Annotated in this window: 14 protein-coding genes; 7 read left to right on the forward strand and 7 right to left on the reverse strand. The window is 67.6% G+C overall.

The genetic code is table 11. The annotated features are described in order from the left end of the window. Nucleotides 1–52: 52 nt before the first annotated feature. The 4 genes from uvrA to mfd all read right to left on the reverse strand — a co-directional run bounded on the left by uvrA (nucleotide 53) and on the right by mfd (nucleotide 8,424). Complete coding sequence (gene uvrA / locus OXU42_17020) at nucleotides 53–2,602, reverse strand: excinuclease ABC subunit UvrA (GenBank protein MDE0031090.1); 2,550 nt, start codon at nucleotides 2,600–2,602, stop codon at nucleotides 53–55. Further along, entirely contained in the window at nucleotides 2,599–3,594 is a 996-nt protein-coding gene (gene pdxA, locus OXU42_17025) for a 4-hydroxythreonine-4-phosphate dehydrogenase PdxA (GenBank protein MDE0031091.1), read from the reverse strand. Before pdxA ends, uvrA begins: the two co-directional genes overlap by 4 nt. 34 nt (nucleotides 3,595–3,628) lie before the next feature. Beyond that, on the reverse strand, nucleotides 3,629–4,855 hold the full coding sequence (locus OXU42_17030) for a peptidylprolyl isomerase (protein ID MDE0031092.1): 1,227 nt from the start codon (nucleotides 4,853–4,855) through the stop codon (nucleotides 3,629–3,631). A gap of 68 nt (nucleotides 4,856–4,923) precedes the next feature. Further along, on the reverse strand, nucleotides 4,924–8,424 hold the full coding sequence (gene mfd, locus OXU42_17035; GenBank protein MDE0031093.1) for a transcription-repair coupling factor: 3,501 nt from the start codon (nucleotides 8,422–8,424) through the stop codon (nucleotides 4,924–4,926). A gap of 140 nt (nucleotides 8,425–8,564) precedes the next feature. Here mfd and OXU42_17040 point away from each other — a divergent pair, with 140 nt between their 5' ends. The 7 genes from OXU42_17040 (at nucleotide 8,565) to OXU42_17070 (ending at nucleotide 16,919) form a co-directional block, all read left to right on the forward strand. Next, nucleotides 8,565–9,755 carry an ATP-binding protein gene (locus OXU42_17040; protein ID MDE0031094.1) on the forward strand — a complete coding sequence of 397 codons (1,191 nt, stop codon included), beginning with the start codon at nucleotides 8,565–8,567 and terminating at the stop codon, nucleotides 9,753–9,755. A gap of 92 nt (nucleotides 9,756–9,847) precedes the next feature. Then, complete coding sequence (locus OXU42_17045) at nucleotides 9,848–11,527, forward strand: UbiD family decarboxylase (protein ID MDE0031095.1); 1,680 nt, start codon at nucleotides 9,848–9,850, stop codon at nucleotides 11,525–11,527. Between the two features lie 33 nt (nucleotides 11,528–11,560). Then, nucleotides 11,561–12,466, forward strand: coding sequence for an enoyl-CoA hydratase-related protein (locus tag OXU42_17050; protein MDE0031096.1), 906 nt, complete (start codon nucleotides 11,561–11,563; stop codon nucleotides 12,464–12,466). Then, nucleotides 12,463–14,043 carry an acyl-CoA synthetase gene (locus OXU42_17055; protein MDE0031097.1) on the forward strand — a complete coding sequence of 527 codons (1,581 nt, stop codon included), beginning with the start codon at nucleotides 12,463–12,465 and terminating at the stop codon, nucleotides 14,041–14,043. The genes OXU42_17050 and OXU42_17055 overlap by 4 nt, the downstream gene beginning before the upstream one ends. A gap of 30 nt (nucleotides 14,044–14,073) precedes the next feature. After that, entirely contained in the window at nucleotides 14,074–15,300 is a 1,227-nt protein-coding gene (locus tag OXU42_17060) for an MFS transporter (GenBank protein MDE0031098.1), read from the forward strand. Nucleotides 15,301–15,449: 149 nt separating this feature from the next. After that, on the forward strand, nucleotides 15,450–15,863 hold the full coding sequence (locus OXU42_17065) for a heme-binding protein (protein ID MDE0031099.1): 414 nt from the start codon (nucleotides 15,450–15,452) through the stop codon (nucleotides 15,861–15,863). A 24-nt stretch (nucleotides 15,864–15,887) separates the two neighbouring features. Beyond that, a complete protein-coding gene (locus OXU42_17070; GenBank protein MDE0031100.1) occupies nucleotides 15,888–16,919 on the forward strand; it encodes a tripartite tricarboxylate transporter substrate-binding protein in 1,032 nt (343 codons plus the stop codon). Nucleotides 16,920–16,977: 58 nt separating this feature from the next. Here OXU42_17070 and OXU42_17075 read toward each other — a convergent pair whose 3' ends face one another. The 3 genes from OXU42_17075 to OXU42_17085 form a co-directional block, all read right to left on the reverse strand. Continuing rightward, entirely contained in the window at nucleotides 16,978–18,039 is a 1,062-nt protein-coding gene (locus OXU42_17075; GenBank protein ID MDE0031101.1) for an NAD-dependent epimerase/dehydratase family protein, read from the reverse strand. 65 nt (nucleotides 18,040–18,104) lie between these two features. Beyond that, on the reverse strand, nucleotides 18,105–18,953 hold the full coding sequence (locus tag OXU42_17080; GenBank protein ID MDE0031102.1) for a hypothetical protein: 849 nt from the start codon (nucleotides 18,951–18,953) through the stop codon (nucleotides 18,105–18,107). Nucleotides 18,954–19,018: 65 nt separating this feature from the next. Further along, the gene (locus OXU42_17085) at nucleotides 19,019–19,936 is read right to left on the reverse strand and encodes an ABC transporter substrate-binding protein (protein MDE0031103.1); all 918 of its coding nucleotides are present in this window, start codon (nucleotides 19,934–19,936) and stop codon (nucleotides 19,019–19,021) included. Between the last annotated feature and the right edge of the window lie 208 nt (nucleotides 19,937–20,144).

Consider the following 20,144-nt stretch of genomic DNA (forward strand, 5'->3'; position numbering starts at 1 on the left):
GATTGTCAAGAAAGAGCCGGGATGGCTCCTCGACGTGGCGCGGCCGCGCCGGCTACGCGCGGGCCGAGCGGTCGGGGCTTTGCAACTCCCTCAGGCATTGCCCGGTGGCGGACTCGCCCTTTCGCATGACCTCCTCGGGGGTCCCTGACGCCACCACGTGGCCGCCGTTCTCGCCGCCCTCGGGGCCCAGGTCCACGATGTAGTCGGCGCAGCGGAGGAAGTCCGGGTTGTGCTCGATGGCGATGACCGTGTGGCCGGCTTCCACCAGCCGGTCGAGGATCTCCACCAGCCGGGTCACCTCCTCGAAGTGGAGGCCGGTGGTGGGCTCGTCGAAGAGATACAGGGCGCGGCCTCCGGGCCGCTTGCTCAGCTCCCGCGCGAGCTTCACCCGTTGCGCCTCGCCGCCCGAGAGCGTCGTGGCCGGCTGTCCCAGCCGAAGGTAGCCGAGTCCCACCTGCCACAGGGTCTCCAGCCGCGCCCGCACCAGCGGCACGTTGCCCAGAAGCTCCAGCGCCTCGGTGACGGTGAGATCGAGCACGTCGGCGATGCTGGCTCCCTTGTAGCGGATCTCCAGCGTCTCGCGATTGTAGCGGCGCCCGCCGCACACGTCGCAGGTCACGGACACGTCCGGCAGGAACTGCATCTCGATGCCGGCCGTGCCCGCGCCTTGACACGCTTCGCATCGCCCGCCCGCCGCGTTGTAGGAGAAGCGTCCGGCGCCGTAGCCCCGCAGCCGGGCCTCGGGCAGGCGCGCGAACAGGTTCCGCAAGGGGTCGAAGAGTCCGCCGTAGGTGGCGGGAGTGGAGCGGCTGTTGCGCCCGATGGACGCCTGATCGACGTAGAGGACGCGGTCGAAGGCGTCGAGGCCGGCGACGGCGGGAGATGAACGCGTTGGACCGCGTGGCGCTGCCCTTGCCGCGTGGCGCGGATGCCGTTGCGCCGCCTCGTACAAGGTGTCCGCCACGAGGCTGCTCTTGCCCGAGCCGGAGACGCCGGTGACACAGGTCATCGCCCCCATTGGGAAGTCTACGTCGATGTTCTTCAGGTTATGGCGCGTTGCGTTCTTGATCGAGATCGTGCCGGTGCCGGTTCGGCGCCGAGGGGAGGGCGGCGGCGGCGCGCCGGCCAGATACGGTCCGGTGCGGGACGCGGGGTTCGCGCGAATCTCCTCCACCGACCCGGTGGCGAGCACCTCTCCTCCCTCGACCCCCGCTCCCGGCCCCATGTCGATGACGTGGTCCGCGGCCAGGATCACGTCCCGGTCGTGCTCCACCACCAGCACGGTGTTGCCCGCGTCCTTGAGTTGCCGCAGGATGTCGAGGAGCCGCGCGGTGTCGCGCGGGTGGAGCCCGACGGTGGGTTCGTCGAGCACGTAGATCACGCCCGAGAGATGCGCGCCGATGTGGGCGGCCAGCCGAATCCTCTGGCACTCGCCCCCCGAAAGGCTGTCCGACGGCCGCGCCAGGGTCATGTAACCCAACTCCAGCCGCAGCAGCGCATCGGTGCGTTCGCGGATCTCGCGCAGGACGTTCCCAGCCACCGCGGACTCGCGTTCCTCCAGGGTCAGTTCTTGGATAAATCGGTATAAGTCGTTCAGCGGCAACGCAGAAACCTGGGCAATGTGCAACCCGCCGATCTTCACCTTCAGGCTTTCCGGCCGCAGGCGGGTCCCGTGGCACTCGGCACACGGCGGTTGGCCGGCCTCCGCGGAGCCGTCGTCGTCCTTGCGGGACCGCCCGCGCGCCTGGACGCCGAGCCCGCGGCACGCCGGACAGGCTCCGTGCGGGCTGTTGAACGAGAAGAGCTGCGGCACCGTCTCGGGGAACGGCGTGCCGCATTCCAGACACGCGGCGCGTTGGGTATAGCGACAGGACTCCGCGCCGGCGCCGTCACGCACCTCGATGGCCACGACCCCGTCGCCGTGTTCCAGGGCGACCTCCAGGGAGTCCGCCAGCCGTTTGGCGATGCCCTCCCGCGCCACCAGCCGGTCCACCACCAACTCGGCCCGGTCGGGCGGAGCCGAGCCGGCCGCCTCCGCCACTTCGGCCAACTCCGCGACCTCGCCGCCCACCTTGACGCGCACGAATCCCGCGCGCACCACCCGTTCGATCTCGCGCCGGAACTCGTCCGGGCCGCCGCAACGCAAGGGAGCCAGCACCTCGACGCGGGCGCCGGCCGGCCGCTCCAGGACCGCGTCCACCATCTGCTGCACCGTGTGCACGACGATGGGCTGGCCGCAACGCAGGCAATGAGCGCGTCCGACGTGGGTGAACAGCAGCCGCAAATGGTCGTGAATCTCGGTCAGCGTCCCCACCGTGGAACGGGGGTTCTCGTGGAAACGCTGTTGAGGCACCGCGATGGCCGGGGAAAGCCCGCGGATGGAGTCCACGTCCGCCCGCGCCAGCGGGTTCAGGAGCTGGCGCGCGTAGGTGGACAGCGACTGCATGTAGTGCCGCTGCCCTTCCGCGTACACCGTGTCGAACGCCAGCGACGACTTCCCCGACCCCGAAACCCCGGTGATCACCACCAGCTTGCCGCGCGGGATCTCGACGTCGACGTTCTTGAGATTGTGGACGCGCGCGCCCTCGATGAGGATGCTCATGCCCCTCCGTCGGACGTCCGCCCGCGCGCCAGTTCCGCCGCCAGCAGGATGGCCTGCTTCATGCTGCGGCTGTCCGCGACTCCCTTGCCGGCGATGTCGTACGCGGTGCCGTGGTCCACGGAGGTCCGGATGAGCGGCAGGCCCAGGGTGAGGTTGACGCCGTCGGTGAAGTGCAGCAGCTTGAACGGGCCGAGCCCCTGGTCGTGGTACATGCACACCACCGCGTCGAACTCCCCGCGCGCGGCGCGGTGGAACAGGCTGTCCGCCGGGATCGGACCGGACACGTCCATGCCGCGGGCGGCGCACTCGCGCACCGCCGGCCGGATCACCCGCCGCTCCTCCCCGCCGAACATTCCGTCTTCGCCCCCGTGGGGGTTCAGGGCGGCCACCGCCACCCGCGGCTCGGCTATGCCGAACCATTCCCGCAATGCCCGATGGGTCAGCTCGACGGTGGTGCGCACGCGCCCGCGGGTCAGCGTCGCGGCGACCTCGGTCAGCGGCAGGTGCACCGTCACCAGCACCACCTTGAGGCGTGTTCCATGGAGCATCATGCGCACTTCCCGGGTACGGGTGAGGTCGGCCAGAAGCTCGGTGTGGCCGGGATAGAGGTGGCCCGCGTCGTTCAGGGCCTTCTTGCTGATGGGCGCCGTGGCCATGGCGTCGGCGGTGCCCTCCTTGATGAGGTCCACCGCCCGGAGGATGTAGCGGTACGCGGCTTCGCCGCCGGCGCGACTGGTCCGGCCTGGCCGCACCTGGGCGGGTTTCAGACCGGAGACCTCCTCGACGACGACGGGCGCGCCTGCCGCCCTCGGTTCATCCGGCTTCCGAACCGGCCATCGCGGGGCACGGGCCTGTTCGAGCATCAAGGGGTCGCCCACGAGAACCACGCGGCAGGCGCGTCGCACCGCCGCGTCACGGGCCGCCTTGACGGCCACTTCGGGGCCGATCCCGGCGGGATCGCCCATGCTCACGGCGACTACCGGTTTCGGCATGGCCACCCGGTGCGTCCTTGTTGGCGACCGAACCCTATGGGTTGGCATCCGGCGCGGCGGGTGCCGCCGGGGCGCCTTCGATGGGATCGTTGAGCGGCACGTCCGGATCGTCCCCCGCCTCGGTGGTGAACAGCGGTATGCCGAACAGCTTGACTCTCTTGCGATCGCTCACGCCCGAAGGGTCGGGGAGGGGTTCTTCGTCGTAGATGTAGGTGAGCGGGTTGACATAGTCCCAGAAGCCCTTTGGCTTTTCCGGCGGCGCGGTGGTGGCCATGAGGCTGCCGACGGTGCCGCGCTCGGCCTCCAGCGCCTCGAAGTCGTATTCGGAGAGCTTGACTTCCACGCGGTGCTTCTTGCGCAGGTCGGTCTTGAGCCACTTGGCGAACCGTTCCCGGAGCGTCTTGGTGTAGAGTTCGTCGCGCACCTGCTCGGAAACCGACTCGAAGCTCCGCCTCACGCCGCCCTCGCGGTCCTCCGCCCTGACCAGGTGGTAGCCCAGGCTGGTGCGGACGGGCGGGCTGATCTCGCCTTTTTGTAAAGCCGCGGCCGCCTTGGCCAGGGAATCGGGCAGATCCCCGGGCTTGACCCAGCCGATGTCGCCGCCCTCGCTCGCGCCCGCGCCCTCGGAGTGGGTGCGCGCCAGCGCGGCGAAGTCGGCGCCGTCCACGATCTCCTGACGCAATTCTTCGATGCGTGCGCGCACCGCCTGCTCCTGGTCGGTGAAAGCGCCTTCGCCCGCGCTCAGCATGAGGTGGCGGAGACGGAGCCTGAGTTCGGTGCGATACAGGAGCGGGTTGGCGTCGTAGTAGCGCTTGGCGTCCTGCATCGTAATGTGGATCCGCTGGCGCACGTTGCGGCGGATCAGCTCGTCCCGCTCGATCTGGCGCCGGACCTCGTCGCGGTATTGCCGCATGTCCTTGCCTTGGCGCTCGAGAAGGCCGGCGAACTGCGCGGGGGAGAGCCGGTTTTGCTCCCGCAGGGCGCGGATGTAGCCGTCGATGTCCTCGTCGCGCACGCGGATGCCCGTGCCCCTCACCTCGGCCTGGACAAGCTCGTCGGTGATGAACTCCTCCAGCCATTCCTGAGGGGCGCGTCCCGCGGTCAGTTCGTCGAGGCGCACGTCCTTCCCGAGCCGATCCCGGGTGAACTTCCTCAGGTCCGAGAAGGTGTGGGGCACACCATTGACCACGACGACGACCTTCTCGACGAGATTCGCGGAAGCGGCGCCGGAGAGCAGGACACAGAGCGCGGCGAATGCCACGGCACCCAGGGCCGGCTTCGAAAAAGGGCGTTGGCAAGCGAACTTCATGGCAGGGTAACCATACATTTCTAGGAAATCACGTGCAATAACTCGCAGGTCTCACGGATGAGGCCGGGCCAGTCCGCGTGGTCCGGAGTGTACGACAGGCGTCCCTCGGGCGAGAAACGGAAGTTCCGGTGATCCTCCTGCGCGAGCTTCAGCAGGCGGTCGACGTCGAGGGTGGAGGTGGCGTGGAAGTTCAGCGACAGGCGGCCGTCCTGGTAGATGATCTGGGTCGCCAGGGCGCGGATCAGCGCGCGCCGCAGCTCCATGACCCGGAACAGGTTCTCCACCACCTCGGGGTAGTGGCCGTAGCGGTCGCGGATCTCGTCCCGGATCTCCCCCAGTTGCTCCGCGTCCTCCAGGTTGGCCAAACGCTTGTAGAACAGCAGCCGCTGGTTGGCGCTGGGCATGTAGTCGTCGGGGAAGTAGGCGGGAATGCCCAGCCGGATCTCGGGTTCCACGGCGACCCGGCGCTCTTCGCCCTTCAATTCGTGGATGGTCTCTTCCATCATCTGGGTGTAGAGCTCGAAGCCCACCGCGGCGATCTGGCCGGACTGCTCCCGGCCCAGCAGGTTGCCGGCGCCGCGGATCTCCAGGTCGTGCAGCGCCAGCTTGAAGCCGCTGCCCAGCTCGTCCAGCTCCTGCAGCGCCCGCAGGCGCTTTTCCGCGTCCCTGGTCACGGTGCCGCTTCCGGGCAGCAACAGGTAGGCGTAGGCGCGCCGCGACGAACGCCCGACCCGCCCCCGCAGCTGGTAGAGCTGGGCCAGGCCGAAGCGGTCGGCGCGGTTGATGATGATGGTGTTGGCGTTGGGATAGTCCAGGCCCGACTCGATGATGGCCGAGCACACCAGCACCTGGGCCTCGTTCTCGTGGAACCGGTCCATGCTCTTCTTCAGCTCGGCCGGAGTCATCTGCCCGTGGGCGATGGTGACCCGGGCCTCGGGCACCAGGTCCATGATCTTCTGCCCCGTACGCTGGATGCTCTCCACCCGGTTGTGCAGGAAGAACACCTGGCCCTCGCGGTTGATCTCCCGCAGGATGGCGTCGCGGATTACGCCCTCGTCGTAGCGCGTCACGTAGGTGCGCACCGCGAGCCGGTTGGGCGGCGCCGTCTCGATGACGCTCAGGTCGCGGATCCCCGACAGCGACATGTGCAGCGTGCGCGGGATCGGCGTGGCCGTGAGGCTCATGACGTCCACGGTGGCGCGGAGCTGCTTGAGCTTCTCCTTGTGGCCGACGCCGAAGCGGTGTTCCTCGTCGATGACCACGAGCCCGAGGTTTTTGAAGGCCACGTCCTTTTGCAGCAGCCGGTGGGTGCCGATGACGACGTCGATGAGCCCGTTGGCGAGGTCCTTGAGCGACTCCTGCACGGTCTTGCCGGTGACGAAGCGGCTCAGGCTCTCCACCCGCACCGGGTAGGGCTCGAAGCGGGCGCGGAAGGTCTCCAGGTGCTGCTGGGTCAGGATCGTGGTGGGCGCCAGCACGGCCACCTGCCTGCCGTCCATCACCGCCGTGAAGGCCGCGCGCATGGCCACCTCGGTCTTGCCGTAGCCCACGTCGCCGCAGATGAGCCGGTCCATGGGCTTGCTCTGCGTCATGTCCTTCAGGGTGTCGGCGATGGCCTGTTCCTGGTCCGGCGTCTCGTCGTACTCGAAGGCGGCCTCGAACTCCCGGTAGGCCTGGTCCGGCGGCGGGAAGGTGTGCCCTTCGTGCACCTCGCGGGCGGCGTAGACCCGCAGCAGCTCCTTGGCCATGGCCACGACGGACTTGCGCGTCCGCGCCTTGAGCTTGAGCCAGGAGGTCCCGCCCAGGCGGTCCAGCACCGGCGCGGCGCCGTCCGCGCCGATGAACTTCTGCACCAGGTTGATGCGGTCGATGGGCAGGTACAGGCGGTCGCCGCCCTGGTACTCCAGGTGCAGGAACTCGCCCTCCGTGCCCGCCACCTTGAGGTACCTGAGGCCGCGGTAGATGCCGATGCCCTGGTCGAGGTGCACCACCACGTCGTCCTGGCGCAGCTCGCTCAGGCTGGTGATGAAGTGGCCGGCGTTCTCGCGCTTGCGTACGGACCGGTCGCGTTTCCTGCGCCCCCAGAGCTCTTCCAGGGTGACGAGGATCAGCCCCTCGTCGGGGAGGCGGATTCCCTGGGTCAGGTCTCCCAGGAGGATCTCGGGACCGTTGCGGGAGGCTCCCGCCGCTTCCTGGAAGGACCGCTCCGAGATGGGCAGGTCCACGTCGTAGTAAGCCAGCAGTTGCTGCAGGCGCTGCGCGTCGCCGGGATGGCCCGCGACGAACAGCACCCGCTGGCCGCGCCACTGCTCCAGGTGCTCCACCAGCGGCGCCAGCGATCGTTCCGCTCCCTGGGGGGCGGTCAGAGCCGTGTGCAGGTCGGTATTCGTGTAGGAGCGTACCGAGATCCCCGACGCGGGGTCCTCCGAGGCGGCGAGGGTGTCCAGGCTTTCGCTGTGGAGCTGCCGGAACGCCGCGGCCTCCTCGCGCCAGCCGTCCGGGTCCAGGTAGAGGGCTTCGGCGGGAGCGTGGAAGCGCCCGTCCGCCGCGGCCTTGGCCGCGCGCTGCGCCACCAGCTTCTCGAACCGCTCCAGCTCCTCTTCCACCCGCGCCGGCTGGTCGCACCAGACGATGCCGCGGCGCGGCAGGTGGTCCAGCAGCGACGGCAGCGGGCGGTCGTAGAAATAGGGGACCAGGAACTCCATCCCGGCGAAGCCGACCCCCTCGCGCACCGACTCCAGCAGCGCGCGCTTGTCCTTGCGGGTGAAGCCCAGCTCGTCCGCGCGTTCCTCGATGCGCAGGAGCGTGTCGCGGCTGGTGCCCGGCCCCGCGGTGAACTCCTTGATGGGCAGCAGCAGCAGCTCCTCGCGGTACGAGCGCGAGCGCTGGGTGCGCGGGTCGAACTCGCGGATGGACTCGATGCGGTCGTCCGCGAACTCCAGGCGCACGGGCCGTCCGTAGCCCGGCGGGAACAGGTCGACGATGCCGCCGCGCACGCTGAAGTCGCCGCGCTCCTCCACCAGGGGGGCGCGCGCGAAACCCAGGTTCGAGAGCTGCCACAGCAGGTGCTCCCGGTCCACTTCCTGCCCTTCCACGAAGCGCGCGCTGTGGAAGCTCTCGCGCGGAACCACGCGCTGCATCACCGCCGCCGGCGTGGTCACCACCACCGGCGCGCGCTGCCCTGCCAGCCGGTGGAGGCCCTCCATGCGCGCGGCCATGTGGTCGGGATTCGGCGACAGGCTCTCGAACGGCAGGATGTCCCAGCCCGGGAAAAGATGCGCGCGGCTGTCGAGCGGCTTGGCCTGTTCCTCTTCTCCCAGGAAGAACAGGAGGTCGCGGAAGAGCGCTTCCGCTTCCTTCACGGTGGGCGTCAGCACGAGCAGCGGCCCGTCGAGCCCCCGCGCCGCCAGGAACACCGCGTACGCCTTGGCGCTCCCCTGGAGCCCGGAGATGCGCTTTTCGCCGCGCCATTCATGGCTCAGCAGTCGGGAGATCTTGTTGTCGAGTGAAAGGGACGCCACCGAGCCGGTTACCTCGCGAGGGACGGGGAAGGAAGTGTACCCGATGGGAGGCCTTGCACGCAACGATACGTCGTCCTTCGATTGTGTACAATCTGACGGTTGTACTTGCAATATGTGCACACCATGGGTACTTTTGTTATATGATCGAGCGCGAAATCATGCCCCGTTTGACGGCGTTGTTCCGGCAGTATCCCTTCGTGACGGTGACCGGGCCGCGGCAGTCCGGCAAGACGACGCTCTGCCGCGCGGCCTTTCCCGATCTGGCGTATGCCAACCTGGAAGCGCCCGACCAGCGGGAGTTTGCAGAATCGGACCCACGGAGCTTTCTTGCGCAGTTCAGCGAGGGGGCCGTCATCGACGAGGTGCAGCATGTTCCTGCACTGCTGTCCTATCTTCAGGTTCTCGCTGATGAGAAAGGTCGAAACAGTCTCTTCGTGCTCACGGGCAGCGAGCAGTTCAGACTCTCGGACGCCATCGGTCAGTCCTTGGCGGGGCGCACGGCGTTGCTCCGCCTGCTGCCGTTTTCTCTGGCCGAACGGCAGCGCATGGGCCCGGACGATGACCTGGACAACATCATTTACTCGGGGTTCTATCCACGGATTCTCGATCAGGGATTGGACCCGCATCAAGCGCTCGGCGACTACTTCGAGACGTATGTCGAACGGGACGTGCGCCGGTTGGGCGAGATACGCAACCTTTCGAGCTTCAGGCGCTTCGTGCGCCTGTGCGCCGGTCGGGTAGGCCAACTGGTGAATCTCAGCTCGCTGGGTTCGGACGCCGGCGTGTCCCACACGACCGCACGGGAGTGGCTCACCGTGCTGGAGGCGAGCTACATCATCTTTCAGCTACCTCCGTTTCACGCCAATATCCGAAAGCGTCTGGTCAAGTCACCCAAGTTTTACTTCTACGACGCAGGGCTGGCCAGCTACCTGATCGGCATTGAGAACAAGGGGCAGGTCGCCACCCATCCCCTTCGTGGGGCCCTCTTCGAGAACATGGTCGTTGCCGAGACGCTCAAGCATCGGTTCAACAGGGGCCGGCGGTCCAATATCTTTTTTTTCCGGGATTCAAGAGGGTTGGAATGCGACATCTTCTACGAAACCGGTCGCGGCCTTGGCGCCATCGAGGTCAAGTCCGGCTCCACGGTTGCCTCCGACTACTGTGATTCGCTCAACCGCATCAGCGATCTTGTCCCGAACATCTTCGCGAGAAGCGTCGTGTACGGCGGGACAGCGCGTCAGTCCCGAGGCGATTGCGACATCGTGCCGCTGGCTCAACTGAGTGAAGTTCTCGAACGATTCGAGGTCGATGAAGAGATGCCGCTTTCGTGAGGAGAAAGGAGACTTTCCTGGACTTTCCCGGCGCCGGTAGGCTAAATTGACGCACTCCACTCACGACCACTCCCCACGGAAAAGGACGGATCATGGCGAAGACGAACGCGAGGATCGCGAGCGCGGCGCAGGCTATACCGGAGCGGGGCTATCCCGATCTTCACGAGCACCTCCAGCGGCTGGACGACGCCGGTCTGCTGGTCCGGGTGGCGCGGGAGGTGGACAAAGACCAGGAGATGCATCCGCTGGTGCGCTGGCAGTTCCGCGGCGGCATCAAGGAGCGCGACCGCAAGGCGTTCCTGTTCGAGCGGCCGGTGGACGCCAAGGGCAAGCGCTACGACATCCCGGTGGCCATCGGCGTGCTCGCGGCCAACCGGCGCATCTACCGCATCGGGCTCGGGTGCGGCGAGGACACGGACATCAACGCGCTGTGGGCCGAGGCCAAGACCAACCCGGTGGCGCCGGTGGAGATCCCGTCGTCGGCCGCGCCGGTGCACGAGGTGGTCTACTCGGGCGCGCAGCTCAAGACCCGCGGCAAGGGCGTGGACGGCATTCCGGTCCCCATCTCCTCCCCGGGCTGGGACAACGCGCCCTACGTGAGCGCGGCCCATTTCATCTCCCGCGATCCGGACCACGGCGGGCACAACATCGGCACCTACCGGGCCATGATCAAGGCGCGCGACCGGGTCGGCTGCAACCCGTCCATCGAGCTGGGGCAGGGCATCTACCGGCACTGGGAGAAGTACCGGGAACGGGGCGAGAAGATGCCGGTGGCGCTGTGCATCGGTGGCGTGCCCGCCGTCTCCTACGTGGCGGCGCAGAAGCTGGCCTACGACCTCGACGAGTTCTCGGTGGCCGGGGGCCTGGTGAAGGCGCCCATCCGGGTGGTGGAGGGACGGACGGTGCCGGTGATGGTGCCGGCGGACGCGGAGATCGTCGTCGAGGGCTTCGTCTCCACCGAGTGGCTGGAGCCCGAGGCGCCTTTCGGCGAGTCCCACGGCCACGTGAACCCCAAGGAGTACAACCCCTTCATGGAGGTCACCTGCATCACGCGCCGGCGCGAGGCCGTCCTGTGCTCCATCATCAGCCAGGTGACGCCGTCGGAGTCGAGCGTCATCAAGAAGATGGCCTATGAGCCCATCTACCTGGAGCACCTGCGCGACGGCATCGGCGTCAAGAGCGTGGTGCGCGTGATGCTGCACGAGCCGCTGACCGCCACCCAGAAGCTCACGGTGATCCAGATGCGCAAGCCCACGCCCGCGGAGGTGTGGCGCGCGCTCATGGGCGCGGTGGCGTTCCGCCCGTCCATGTCCAAGATCGTCATCGCGGTGGACGAGGACATCGATCCCGACAACCTCGACGCGGTGTTCTGGGCCATGGGCTACCGCTCCAAGCCGCACCGCGACGTGCAGATCATGCACGGCATGGACGTGGGCCACGCACCCCGGCACGACGCGCGCGGCTCGGCCGAGGACTCGTGCCTCCTGTGGGACGCTACCCTGAAGGAGAAGCTCCCGCCCATCTCGCTTCCCACGCGGGAGTACATGGAACGGGGCCGGAAGCTCTGGGAGGAGTTGGGGCTGCCGGAACTGGAGCCTCAGTCGCCGTGGTTCGGCTACTCCCTCGGCGACTGGAACGAGGAGCTGGAGCAGGAGGCCGCCCTCGCCACCCGCGGCGAGTACTGGAAGACCGGCGCCAAGATCGCGCGCCAGCGCCGTTCCACCAAGGACATCCCGCCCAACACGTCGTTCTACGGCGAGGACGAGGACTGAGCGGGCCGGCGTGACCGAAAGGAATCGTTGCCCATGGACTACAAGACGCTCAAGTGGACGGTGCACGACAACCCGTTGCGGGCGGGGGAGCCGTGCATCGGCGTGATCACCCTCAACCGTCCGGACCAGCTCAACGCCGTGGACCCGTTGATGCGGCTGGAGCTCGACGCCCTGTGCAACGAGATCGCACGCAACTCCGTGCTCAAGGTGGTGATCCTCACGGGCGAGGGGCGGGGGTTCTGCGCGGGCGGGGACCTCACGTCGGAGGGTACCGTGCTGGGGGCGTTCGAGGGGTCCAGCGGCATCGAAGGCCCGTACAAGGAGCTGGCGGAGTATTTCCTGAACGACCTCCGCCACCGGGTGCTGCAGAGCGCCATGCGCAAGCTGGAGGACCTGCCGCAGCCCACCATCGCCGCGGTGAACGGGCCGGCGGTGGGCGTCGGCCTGGAGATGACCACGCTGTGCGACATGCGCCTCGCGTCGGAGCGGGCGCGCTTCGGCGAGGTGGCGGTGCCGGCGGGGTTCGTGCCCGAGAGCGGCGGCTCGCGCAACCTGCCCAAGCTCGTCGGCATCGGTCGCGCCATGCGCCTGATACTCACGGGCGAGATCATCGACGCCGCCGAAGCGCTGCGCATCGGGCTCGTGGACGACGTGTTCCCGCACGAAGAGCTGATGGAGCAGGCCTTCGCCCTGGCCGGGCGCATCGCCGCCAACCCCTACCTGTCGGTGCGCCACGCCAAGCGGCTGGTGAAGATGTACTGGAACTGGAACCGCACCGACGAGGGCTACCGCGAGGAGCTGGAGTCCGTGCTCGAGATCACCCGCACCAAGGACTGCCAGGAGGGCATGCGCGCGTTCCGGGAGAAGCGTCCGCCACGCTACACCTACCCCTACGACGCGGACTGGCCGTTCCCCGAGAAGACGGGCAAGAAGGAATGACGGCCGGTTATCGGGAGATCCCGCCCAGGCTCAACATCACCCAGGAGGTGCTGGAGCGTCCGGTGGCCGCGGGCCATGGGGCGCGCACCGCGATGGTGTGGCGCGGCGGCTCGCTGAGCTACGGCGAGTTGCGCGGCCGGGTGCACGGCTTCGCCCGCGGGCTCCAGGAGTTGGGGGTTGTGCCCGGGGAGCGGGTGCTCGTGCGGATGCCCAACTCGGCGGAGTTCGCCACGGCCTTCCTCGCCGCGGTGAAGCTCGGCGCCCTCCCGGTGGTGGTCAACTCGCTCCTGGGGGTGCGGGAAGTCCAGGCCATCCTCGAGCAGACGAAGCCCCGGTTCGCCGTCACCGAGGGCTCCCGCGCCCGGGCGTTGCGCGAGCTTCGCGCGCCCATGGGGCTGGAGGCCGTGATCTGCGCCGGGGAGGCCGAGGAGGGCGAAGTCCCCTTCGATACCGTCGGCGGCGAAGCCCCGGACGACGAATCACGAAACGATATCCCCACGCGAGACACGTCCGCCCACGAGCCGGCCTTCATGGTGTGCACGTCCGGCACCACCGGCCGGCCCAAGTGCATCGTGCACGCGCATCGCTGGATCGTGGCGCTTGGGGACCTCAACCGCTATCGCCTTCCGCCCGAGCCGGAAGACGTGGTGATGGCCACGGGCGAGTGGAGCTTCATCAGCGCCCTGGGCCACAACCTGCTCTTCCCGTTGCGCAACGGCGTCACCTGCGCGGTGCTGTCGGGCCGGGCCACGCCCGAAAACGTGCTGGAGCACGTGGCCGCCTTCCGCGTCACGCTGCTGCACTCGGTGGCCACGGTCTACCGCCGGATGCTGGCCACGGAGGGCATCGAGGACGCGTACGACATCCGCACGCTCCGGGGCGTGCACTCCACCGGCGAGGCGCTTCGCGAAGCCACGTATCGCCAGTGGAAAGCGCGCTTCGGCTGCGAGATGTACGAGCACTACGGGGTGTCGGAGTACCAGCTCGTGGTGGGGCAGGGGGCGCGTCACCCGGTGAGGCCGGGCTCGGTGGGCGTGCCGGCTCCGGACGTGGGCATCGCCATCGTCGACGAAGACGGCCGCCCGGTGGCGGACGGCGCCGTGGGCCGCACGGTTATCTCCACCCGGGACCCCGGGCTGTTCCTGGAGTATTACGGGGATTCCGAGCGCACCGAAGCGGCCCGGCGCAACGGCGTCTACGATACCGGCGACCTGGCCTACCGGGACGCGGACGGCTACTTCTTCATCGCCGGCCGCAGCGACGACTGCTTCAAGACCCGCGGGCTCTTCCTCGTGCCCACCGAAGTGGAGAACGCGCTCCAGCGCCATCCGGCCGTGGCCGAGGCCGTGGTGGTGCCGGAGCCGGATCCCGAGATCGGCAACCGTGTCCTCGGCGTGGTGGTGCCGGCGGAGGGGCAGGGGGCGTCGGCGGAGTTGGCGGAGACCCTGCGACAGAGCCTCAGGGACGAGTTGGCCCACTACAAGGTGCCGTATCGCATCGCGTTCGCCGAGGCGATTCCCAAGAGTCCGGTGGGCAAGATCCTGCGCAACGAGGTGGCGGCGCGAAGCCGGCGCTGAGCCTCGGCGACGCCCGACTCCCTTCGGTTCATGCCCCAGGGTATCCATGCGAGACTCCAGCGGGCCGGGGGCTCTTTCGCCTACCGCAACTTCACGTACTTCTACGTGGCGGTGGTCAGCGCCTCCATGGGCAACCAGATCCAGCGGATCGTGGACCTGTGGCTGGTCTACGAGCTGACCGATTCGCCCGCCTTCCTGGGCCTCACCGGTCTGGCCCGCGGCATTCCCATCGTGGTCTTCTCGCTGGGCGGCGGCATCATCGCCGACCGCATCGACCGCAAGAAATTCATCATGGCGATGCAGCTCGCCAGCGCCGCGGCCAACCTGCTGCTGGCGGCCTTGATCGCCGCGGACGCGGTTCGTTTGTGGCACATCCTGCTCATTTCGATGGTGAGCTCCGCCTTCGTGGCCATCAGCGCGCCCGCGCGCACCGCCATGACGCCCAACATGGTGCCCAGGAGGCTGCTGCTCAACGCCTTCGCGTTCACCTCCACCGCATGGAAGCTGGCGCAACTCGTGGGTCCGGCGGTAGCCGGCCTGATGATCGGTTTCGCGGGCACGAGCGCAACCTACGGCTTGAACGGCTGCGTCTATCTCGTGAGCGCGCTGGTGCTGGTGTTCGTCAACTATCGGGCCACGTATGCGGGCGACGCTCAGTCGGCGTGGAGGAGCCTTGTGGAGGCCCTGTCGTTCGTCCGCGCGGAGTCGATCATCGCCGTTCTGGTGGCCATGGACGTGGTGGCGGTGTACTTCGGCAGCTTCCGCGTGCTTCTGCCCATCATCGCGGCGAGCTTCGGCATGGGGGCGGCGGGTTTCGGGCTCTTCTCGTCCGCGCCGGCGGTGGGTGCGCTGCTGGGTGCCGCGGCCATGATCGGCGTGGGCGATATCCGCTACAAGGGGCTGGTGGTGGTGGGCGGCATTCTGGCCTACGCGGTATGTCTGGCCGGCCTCGCGCTCTCTCCCTGGTTCTGGGCGTCGTTCGCGATGGTGGCCTTCCTCGGCTTCTTCGACGCCATGCAGGCCATCCCGCGGAACACCGTGATCCAGGCGGTGACGCCGGACGCGCTGCGCGGCCGGGTGTCGAGCTTCACCCGGATGTTGAGCGTGGGCATGCCCGGACTCGGCGAGGCCCAGACCGGGCTGGTAGCGTCCTTCCTGGGGTCGGCGGTCACGCTGCTGCTCGGCGCGGTCGTGTGCGCGGGCGCTACGGTTGGCATGCTCGCGTGGCGGCGCGACCTCCGGAGAGCGGACCTGTAGCCATCCACTCGCCCTCCGGTGCGTGCCGGGTAACCCGGTCTCCGGGTTGCGTATCGACGACGGCATGAGGTCGACGAATCGGCTTGACTCCGCGGGCCGCGATAAAATAGACAACACATTTACCGGTGACCCCCAAGGGAGGTGATAAAGTGGCAGGACTGTCTCACAGCGTGATTCACGAAGCGGCCGGCGAGTTGTTGGCCGAGTTGGCCAACGAAACCGGGCGGCCGGTGTCCTGGGCGGTGCTCAACCCGCATCGAGAGCTGGTGCATTACACGCGCATGGACGGCGCGCCCTACCGCTCCAGTGTCCTCTCCCACAACAAGGGATACTCGGCCCTGTGGTTCGGCCGGGACTCGGTGGAGATCGAGAAGATGGTTGGGAACCGCGGCATCGCCGCCTACGGCGACGCCAACCTGACATCCATCGGCGGCGGGGTGCTCGTCAAGGACGGGGAGGGCGCGGTGGCCGGCGCCGTGGGCGTGAGCGGGCGCACCATGGAGGAGGACATCGAGGTGGCCGTGCGGCTGATCGACAAGTTGAAGGCGAAGGCGGGCCTCTGAATGGGTCCAGAGGAGGAATTTCCGATGAAGATTCTGCGTTCGACGCTGATGGGACTCGTCGCGCTGTCGCTGGTGGCGGGTGCCGCCTGGGCCGCGGACGAGCCATTCTACAAAGGCAAGACGATCCGGATCGTCGTGGGCTACAGTCCCGGCGGCGGCTTCGACACGTTCTCCCGCCTGGTGGGCCGCTACCTGAGCGCCCACATCCCCGGCAATCCGTCAATCATCGTGATGAACATGCCGGGTGCAGGGAGCAAAGCCGCGGCCAACCGCATCTACGCCATGCAACCGGGCGACGGCCGTACGATCGTTGCATTCAACGCGGGCTCGCTTGTGGATGCGGTGGTGGGCGACTCGTCCATCAAGTTCGACCCGCGGAAGTACATCTGGATCACGGATCCGGCCATCGGAAGCCTGCCGGAGGTTCTCTGGGTCCGTAGCGACCTTCCCGTCAAGACGTTCGACGATTTCAGGAACTCCAAGAAGATCCTGCACGCCGGATCCACCGGTTTGGGGTCGGCCTCCACCGCGGCTACCCTCTTCCTGCGCTACCTGGGTTATCCCATCAAGGCGGTCATGGGCTATCGCGGTACGTCCAACGTCATGGCCGCCCTGGAACGCAAGGAACTGGACGCGCGGGTCATGTCCCAGCAGACCATGCAGGGCAACTACCGGCGCTACGTGAAGGCCGGGCTCGTGCGCCCGATCCTCTCCATGGGGGAGGAGCCGCGGCTCAAGCCGATCCAGGGCATCGCCACGCTCAAGGATCTCAATCTCAATGCCGAGCAGCAACGCATCGCGGACTTCCTGGTGGGGACGTGGAAGCTGCTGCGGTTGTTCGCCGTGCCTCCGGGCACGCCCCCGGACCGCGTGGCGATCCTGCGCAAGGGCTTCATGGATACCCTGAGCAGTCCGGAGCTCCTGAAGCAGGCCGAGCGGCAGAACCTGGTCATCTCGCCCGCCGCTCCGGAGGACATCGAGAAGACCGTCGCCGGCCTCTACGGCGCGCCGAAGGAGCTTCTCGACAAGTACAAGGAGATCGTGTCCGGGAAGTAGCGCGTCGCCGGAGTGGGTGAAGGGTCCGAAGAGGGATCCAGGAGGGCGGACTCCCGCGTCAACGCACCAGACCGCGCTCCATGATGTAGCGGGCGGTGGCGCGGAGGCTGTCGGCTGCCGGAGTGAACTCCATGTCCAGGAGTTCCCGCGCGCGGGTATTGTCAAGTTCCTGGCGTCGTCCCAGCAGGGGGACGATGGAACGGATGGTGCGGTCGAAGAGGCCGGTCAAACGGATCAGGAAGTCCGGTGCCGTCCTGGCAGGGATTCGCCGGCCGGGGTATTCCTCCCTCAGGACTCCCGTCATCTCCGTGAGCCACATGAATTCGTCGGCTCCGATGATGCGCTTGCCAGCGGCACCGGCCGCGGTGACGGCGCGGACGTGCATGTGCGCCACGTCCTCGACATCCACCACGGGAAGGCCGACTCTCGGCAGCATTGGATCCCGGCCCCGGAGCAGCCGCTCCACCACCTTTAGCGAGGTGCCGTAGTGGTCGTCGAGGGGGCGGCCGAGCACGAGGCATGGATTGATGGTGGTCAGCTCCATGTCCGGCGCCTCGTCGGCGACGAAGTCCCAAGCCGCGCGTTCGGCCAGCGTCTTGGATTTCGTGTAGGGCGTGATGCCCGGCCAGGCGGGGTCGCTCCAGTCCGACTCGTCGAACCGTTGTTTGCCGGGGACGGGCTTCCGGTTCGTCACGGCCGCGGACGAGGATGTCAGCACCACGCGGCGAATGCCCGCGGCGCAGGCGGCCCGGAGCGCCCGCAGAGTGCCGTCGACGGCGGGCCGGATGAGTTCGTTCTCGTCCCGCGGCTGCCCCATGGGCAGCGGCGACGCCGTGTGCATCAATACGTCCACGCCGGACATGGCGTCGAGCCAGCCGCCGTCCTGGTTGAGGTCCAGGTTGACAAAGCGCAGGCGCCGGTCGAGGCCGGCCGCCGACGTGAGACGCGGCCGCACCGCGTCGCGCACCTCGTCCCGGCGCGATTCCGACCGCAGCGAGCCCACCACCCGGTAGCCCGCGTTCAGCAGCTCAAGAACGACGTGCTTGGCGATGAAGCCGCTGGCGCCGGTGACCAGTGCGGTCTTGGGCGCTTCGGAGGGGGAGCGGAGGCCAGACGACATCCCGCCGGCCTCCGCCGAGACTGTGGAGGTCATCGCCGACCCTTACCCGGCTCCTCGGGTCCCCGTCATTGCCGGCGCGCGCCGAACGCTCCCAACGCCGTTGGGTGGGTGAACACGCCGCCGACCTCTTCATGGGTGGGGCCGTAGAAGCGCCCCGCGATGTGGGCGGTCGCCGTGCGGTTCGTGAATGCCCCGTTGCTGACCGGGACGTCTGAAAACTCTGCTCCGGGTCGGGCCTCGCCGCTTTCCACGATCGTGATGTTGGAGAAGGAGACATCGACGGTCGTCGTGGCGAACTCGAAGCCGATGGTTGCGTCACCTTGGAGCGCGTGGAGTGCGCCGGTCCCTCGTGTGTGGCCCAACATGATCCCTTCCCACGTAGCGTCCCCTTGGAGGGGCGCGGCGTCGTCCGGCGTCCTTTGACCGAAAGAGAGACTGTAGGCCGCCAACACGTTCACGTTGTCGGGCTTCACGCCGCGCGCGATGCTGGTCTCGAAGGCGCTGTAGTCCAGCCATGCACCGTAGTGGGAAGTCGTCCATTCGACTCCCTGACGGGTCGTCGTGACGCTGTATTCGGCCAGGTCGATGCCATTGTGCTGGCGAATGTCGGATCGCTCGACATCAGGGTTGGCCGTCACCGCGACGAGTCCTTCGAGCGTATCGGCGAACTCGAACAAGGGCATGCTGTCTCGCGTGCACGTGTTGGTCTCGGTGATGCACTCGTACTGCGTCAGCGAAGGGGTCCCCTCAATGGACAACACATCGCTCACCATCACGGTATCGGACTTGGCGAGCACCTCCGCGATTCCTCCGACCACGTCCACGTGTCCAAGGCCTTCCAGCACCCGCTTCTTGTCCGATTCCGAACAGGCGGCCGTCAGCAATACCACCAGCGCAAGCGCCAAACGCCACATGGAAACCTCCTTTGCCGGATGGAACGTTGAGACACTTCCGTCGTCATTCCTGCTTCTTCGTCGCGTCATGTCTGGTACAGGCTGTCGATGAACCCGCTGTCGTCGATCCTGCGCAGGTGGTGGTAGTCCCACAGCGACGTGGGCTCGACCTGCGCCGCCGCCGGGTCCTTGCGCTTGGCCAGCTCATACACGTTGCCCACGGCCTGGAACGAGGCGTAGGGCTTCGGGCTCAGGATCTTCGAGATGCTCTCCCACAGGCGTGTGGCGGCCTCCAGGTCCAGGTCGCCGTCGGTCTTGTACCTGTCCAGGATGATCCGGATGGACTCCTGCCGGTGCGTCTTGAAGTAGGCGATGCCCTGGCATGCGCCCTTGAGGAAGCGTTCGACGATGTCCGGATGGCTGTCCACGAACTTCCGCCCGCTGGACATGGTGGTGAACCACACCATGGGCAGGGGGTCCACGTCGATGACCTTCAACCCGGCGCGTTGGGCGAAAAGGTCCGCGGGCGGGTTCACCAGCGCCGCGTCGGCGTCGCCGTCGCGAACCATTTCCCAGGTGGCGGCGCCGCGGATCCTTTCAAGGGTCACGTCGCCGCGGTCCTGGTCGAGTCCGTGCTGCTTGAGGAACAGCCACGTGTTGAGGCCGGGGTGGTTGCCGCGGATGGCCACGACCTTCTCCTTGAGGTCCGGCACGCCGTCAATGCCGGAGTCCGCCCGCACCACCAGCCGGTGGTCCAGCCAGCTCACGGTCTGCCCCAGGTAAAGCCATTGGTCGCCGCGCGTGCGCGCGCCGTAGGTGGAGACGTGGTTGCCGCCGACGAACTCGACGCTGCCGTCCGCCACGAACTTGTGGGCGTCCTCGGAGCTGATGTAGGTGTCGTACTCCACGTCGAGACCGTGTTCCTCCCATGCGCCCGACTGCGCCGCCACGTGGAGGAACGCCAGGTGACTCGAGGACCGGTAGGGGAAATGAATCTTGTCCATGATGTGGATCTCCCTTGAAGTCATTGCTTGTCGCCGCCGTGCCGGATGGGCGGAGCCGCGATGACTTCCTACCATATACACCAGCCGCGATTTCCCCGCGAACCGGCGGCAACTACGGCGGACCGAGACTGTCGCTAGTGTCCTGTCTCACAGATAGCGTTATGAAGATGCGAGGGCATTTTTGTCGTCGGCAAGGCGCGATGACGAG

It is taken from the genome of Deltaproteobacteria bacterium, from assembly GCA_028818775.1.
In the GTDB taxonomy this organism is placed as follows: Bacteria; Desulfobacterota; Binatia; order UBA9968; family JAJDTQ01; genus JAJDTQ01.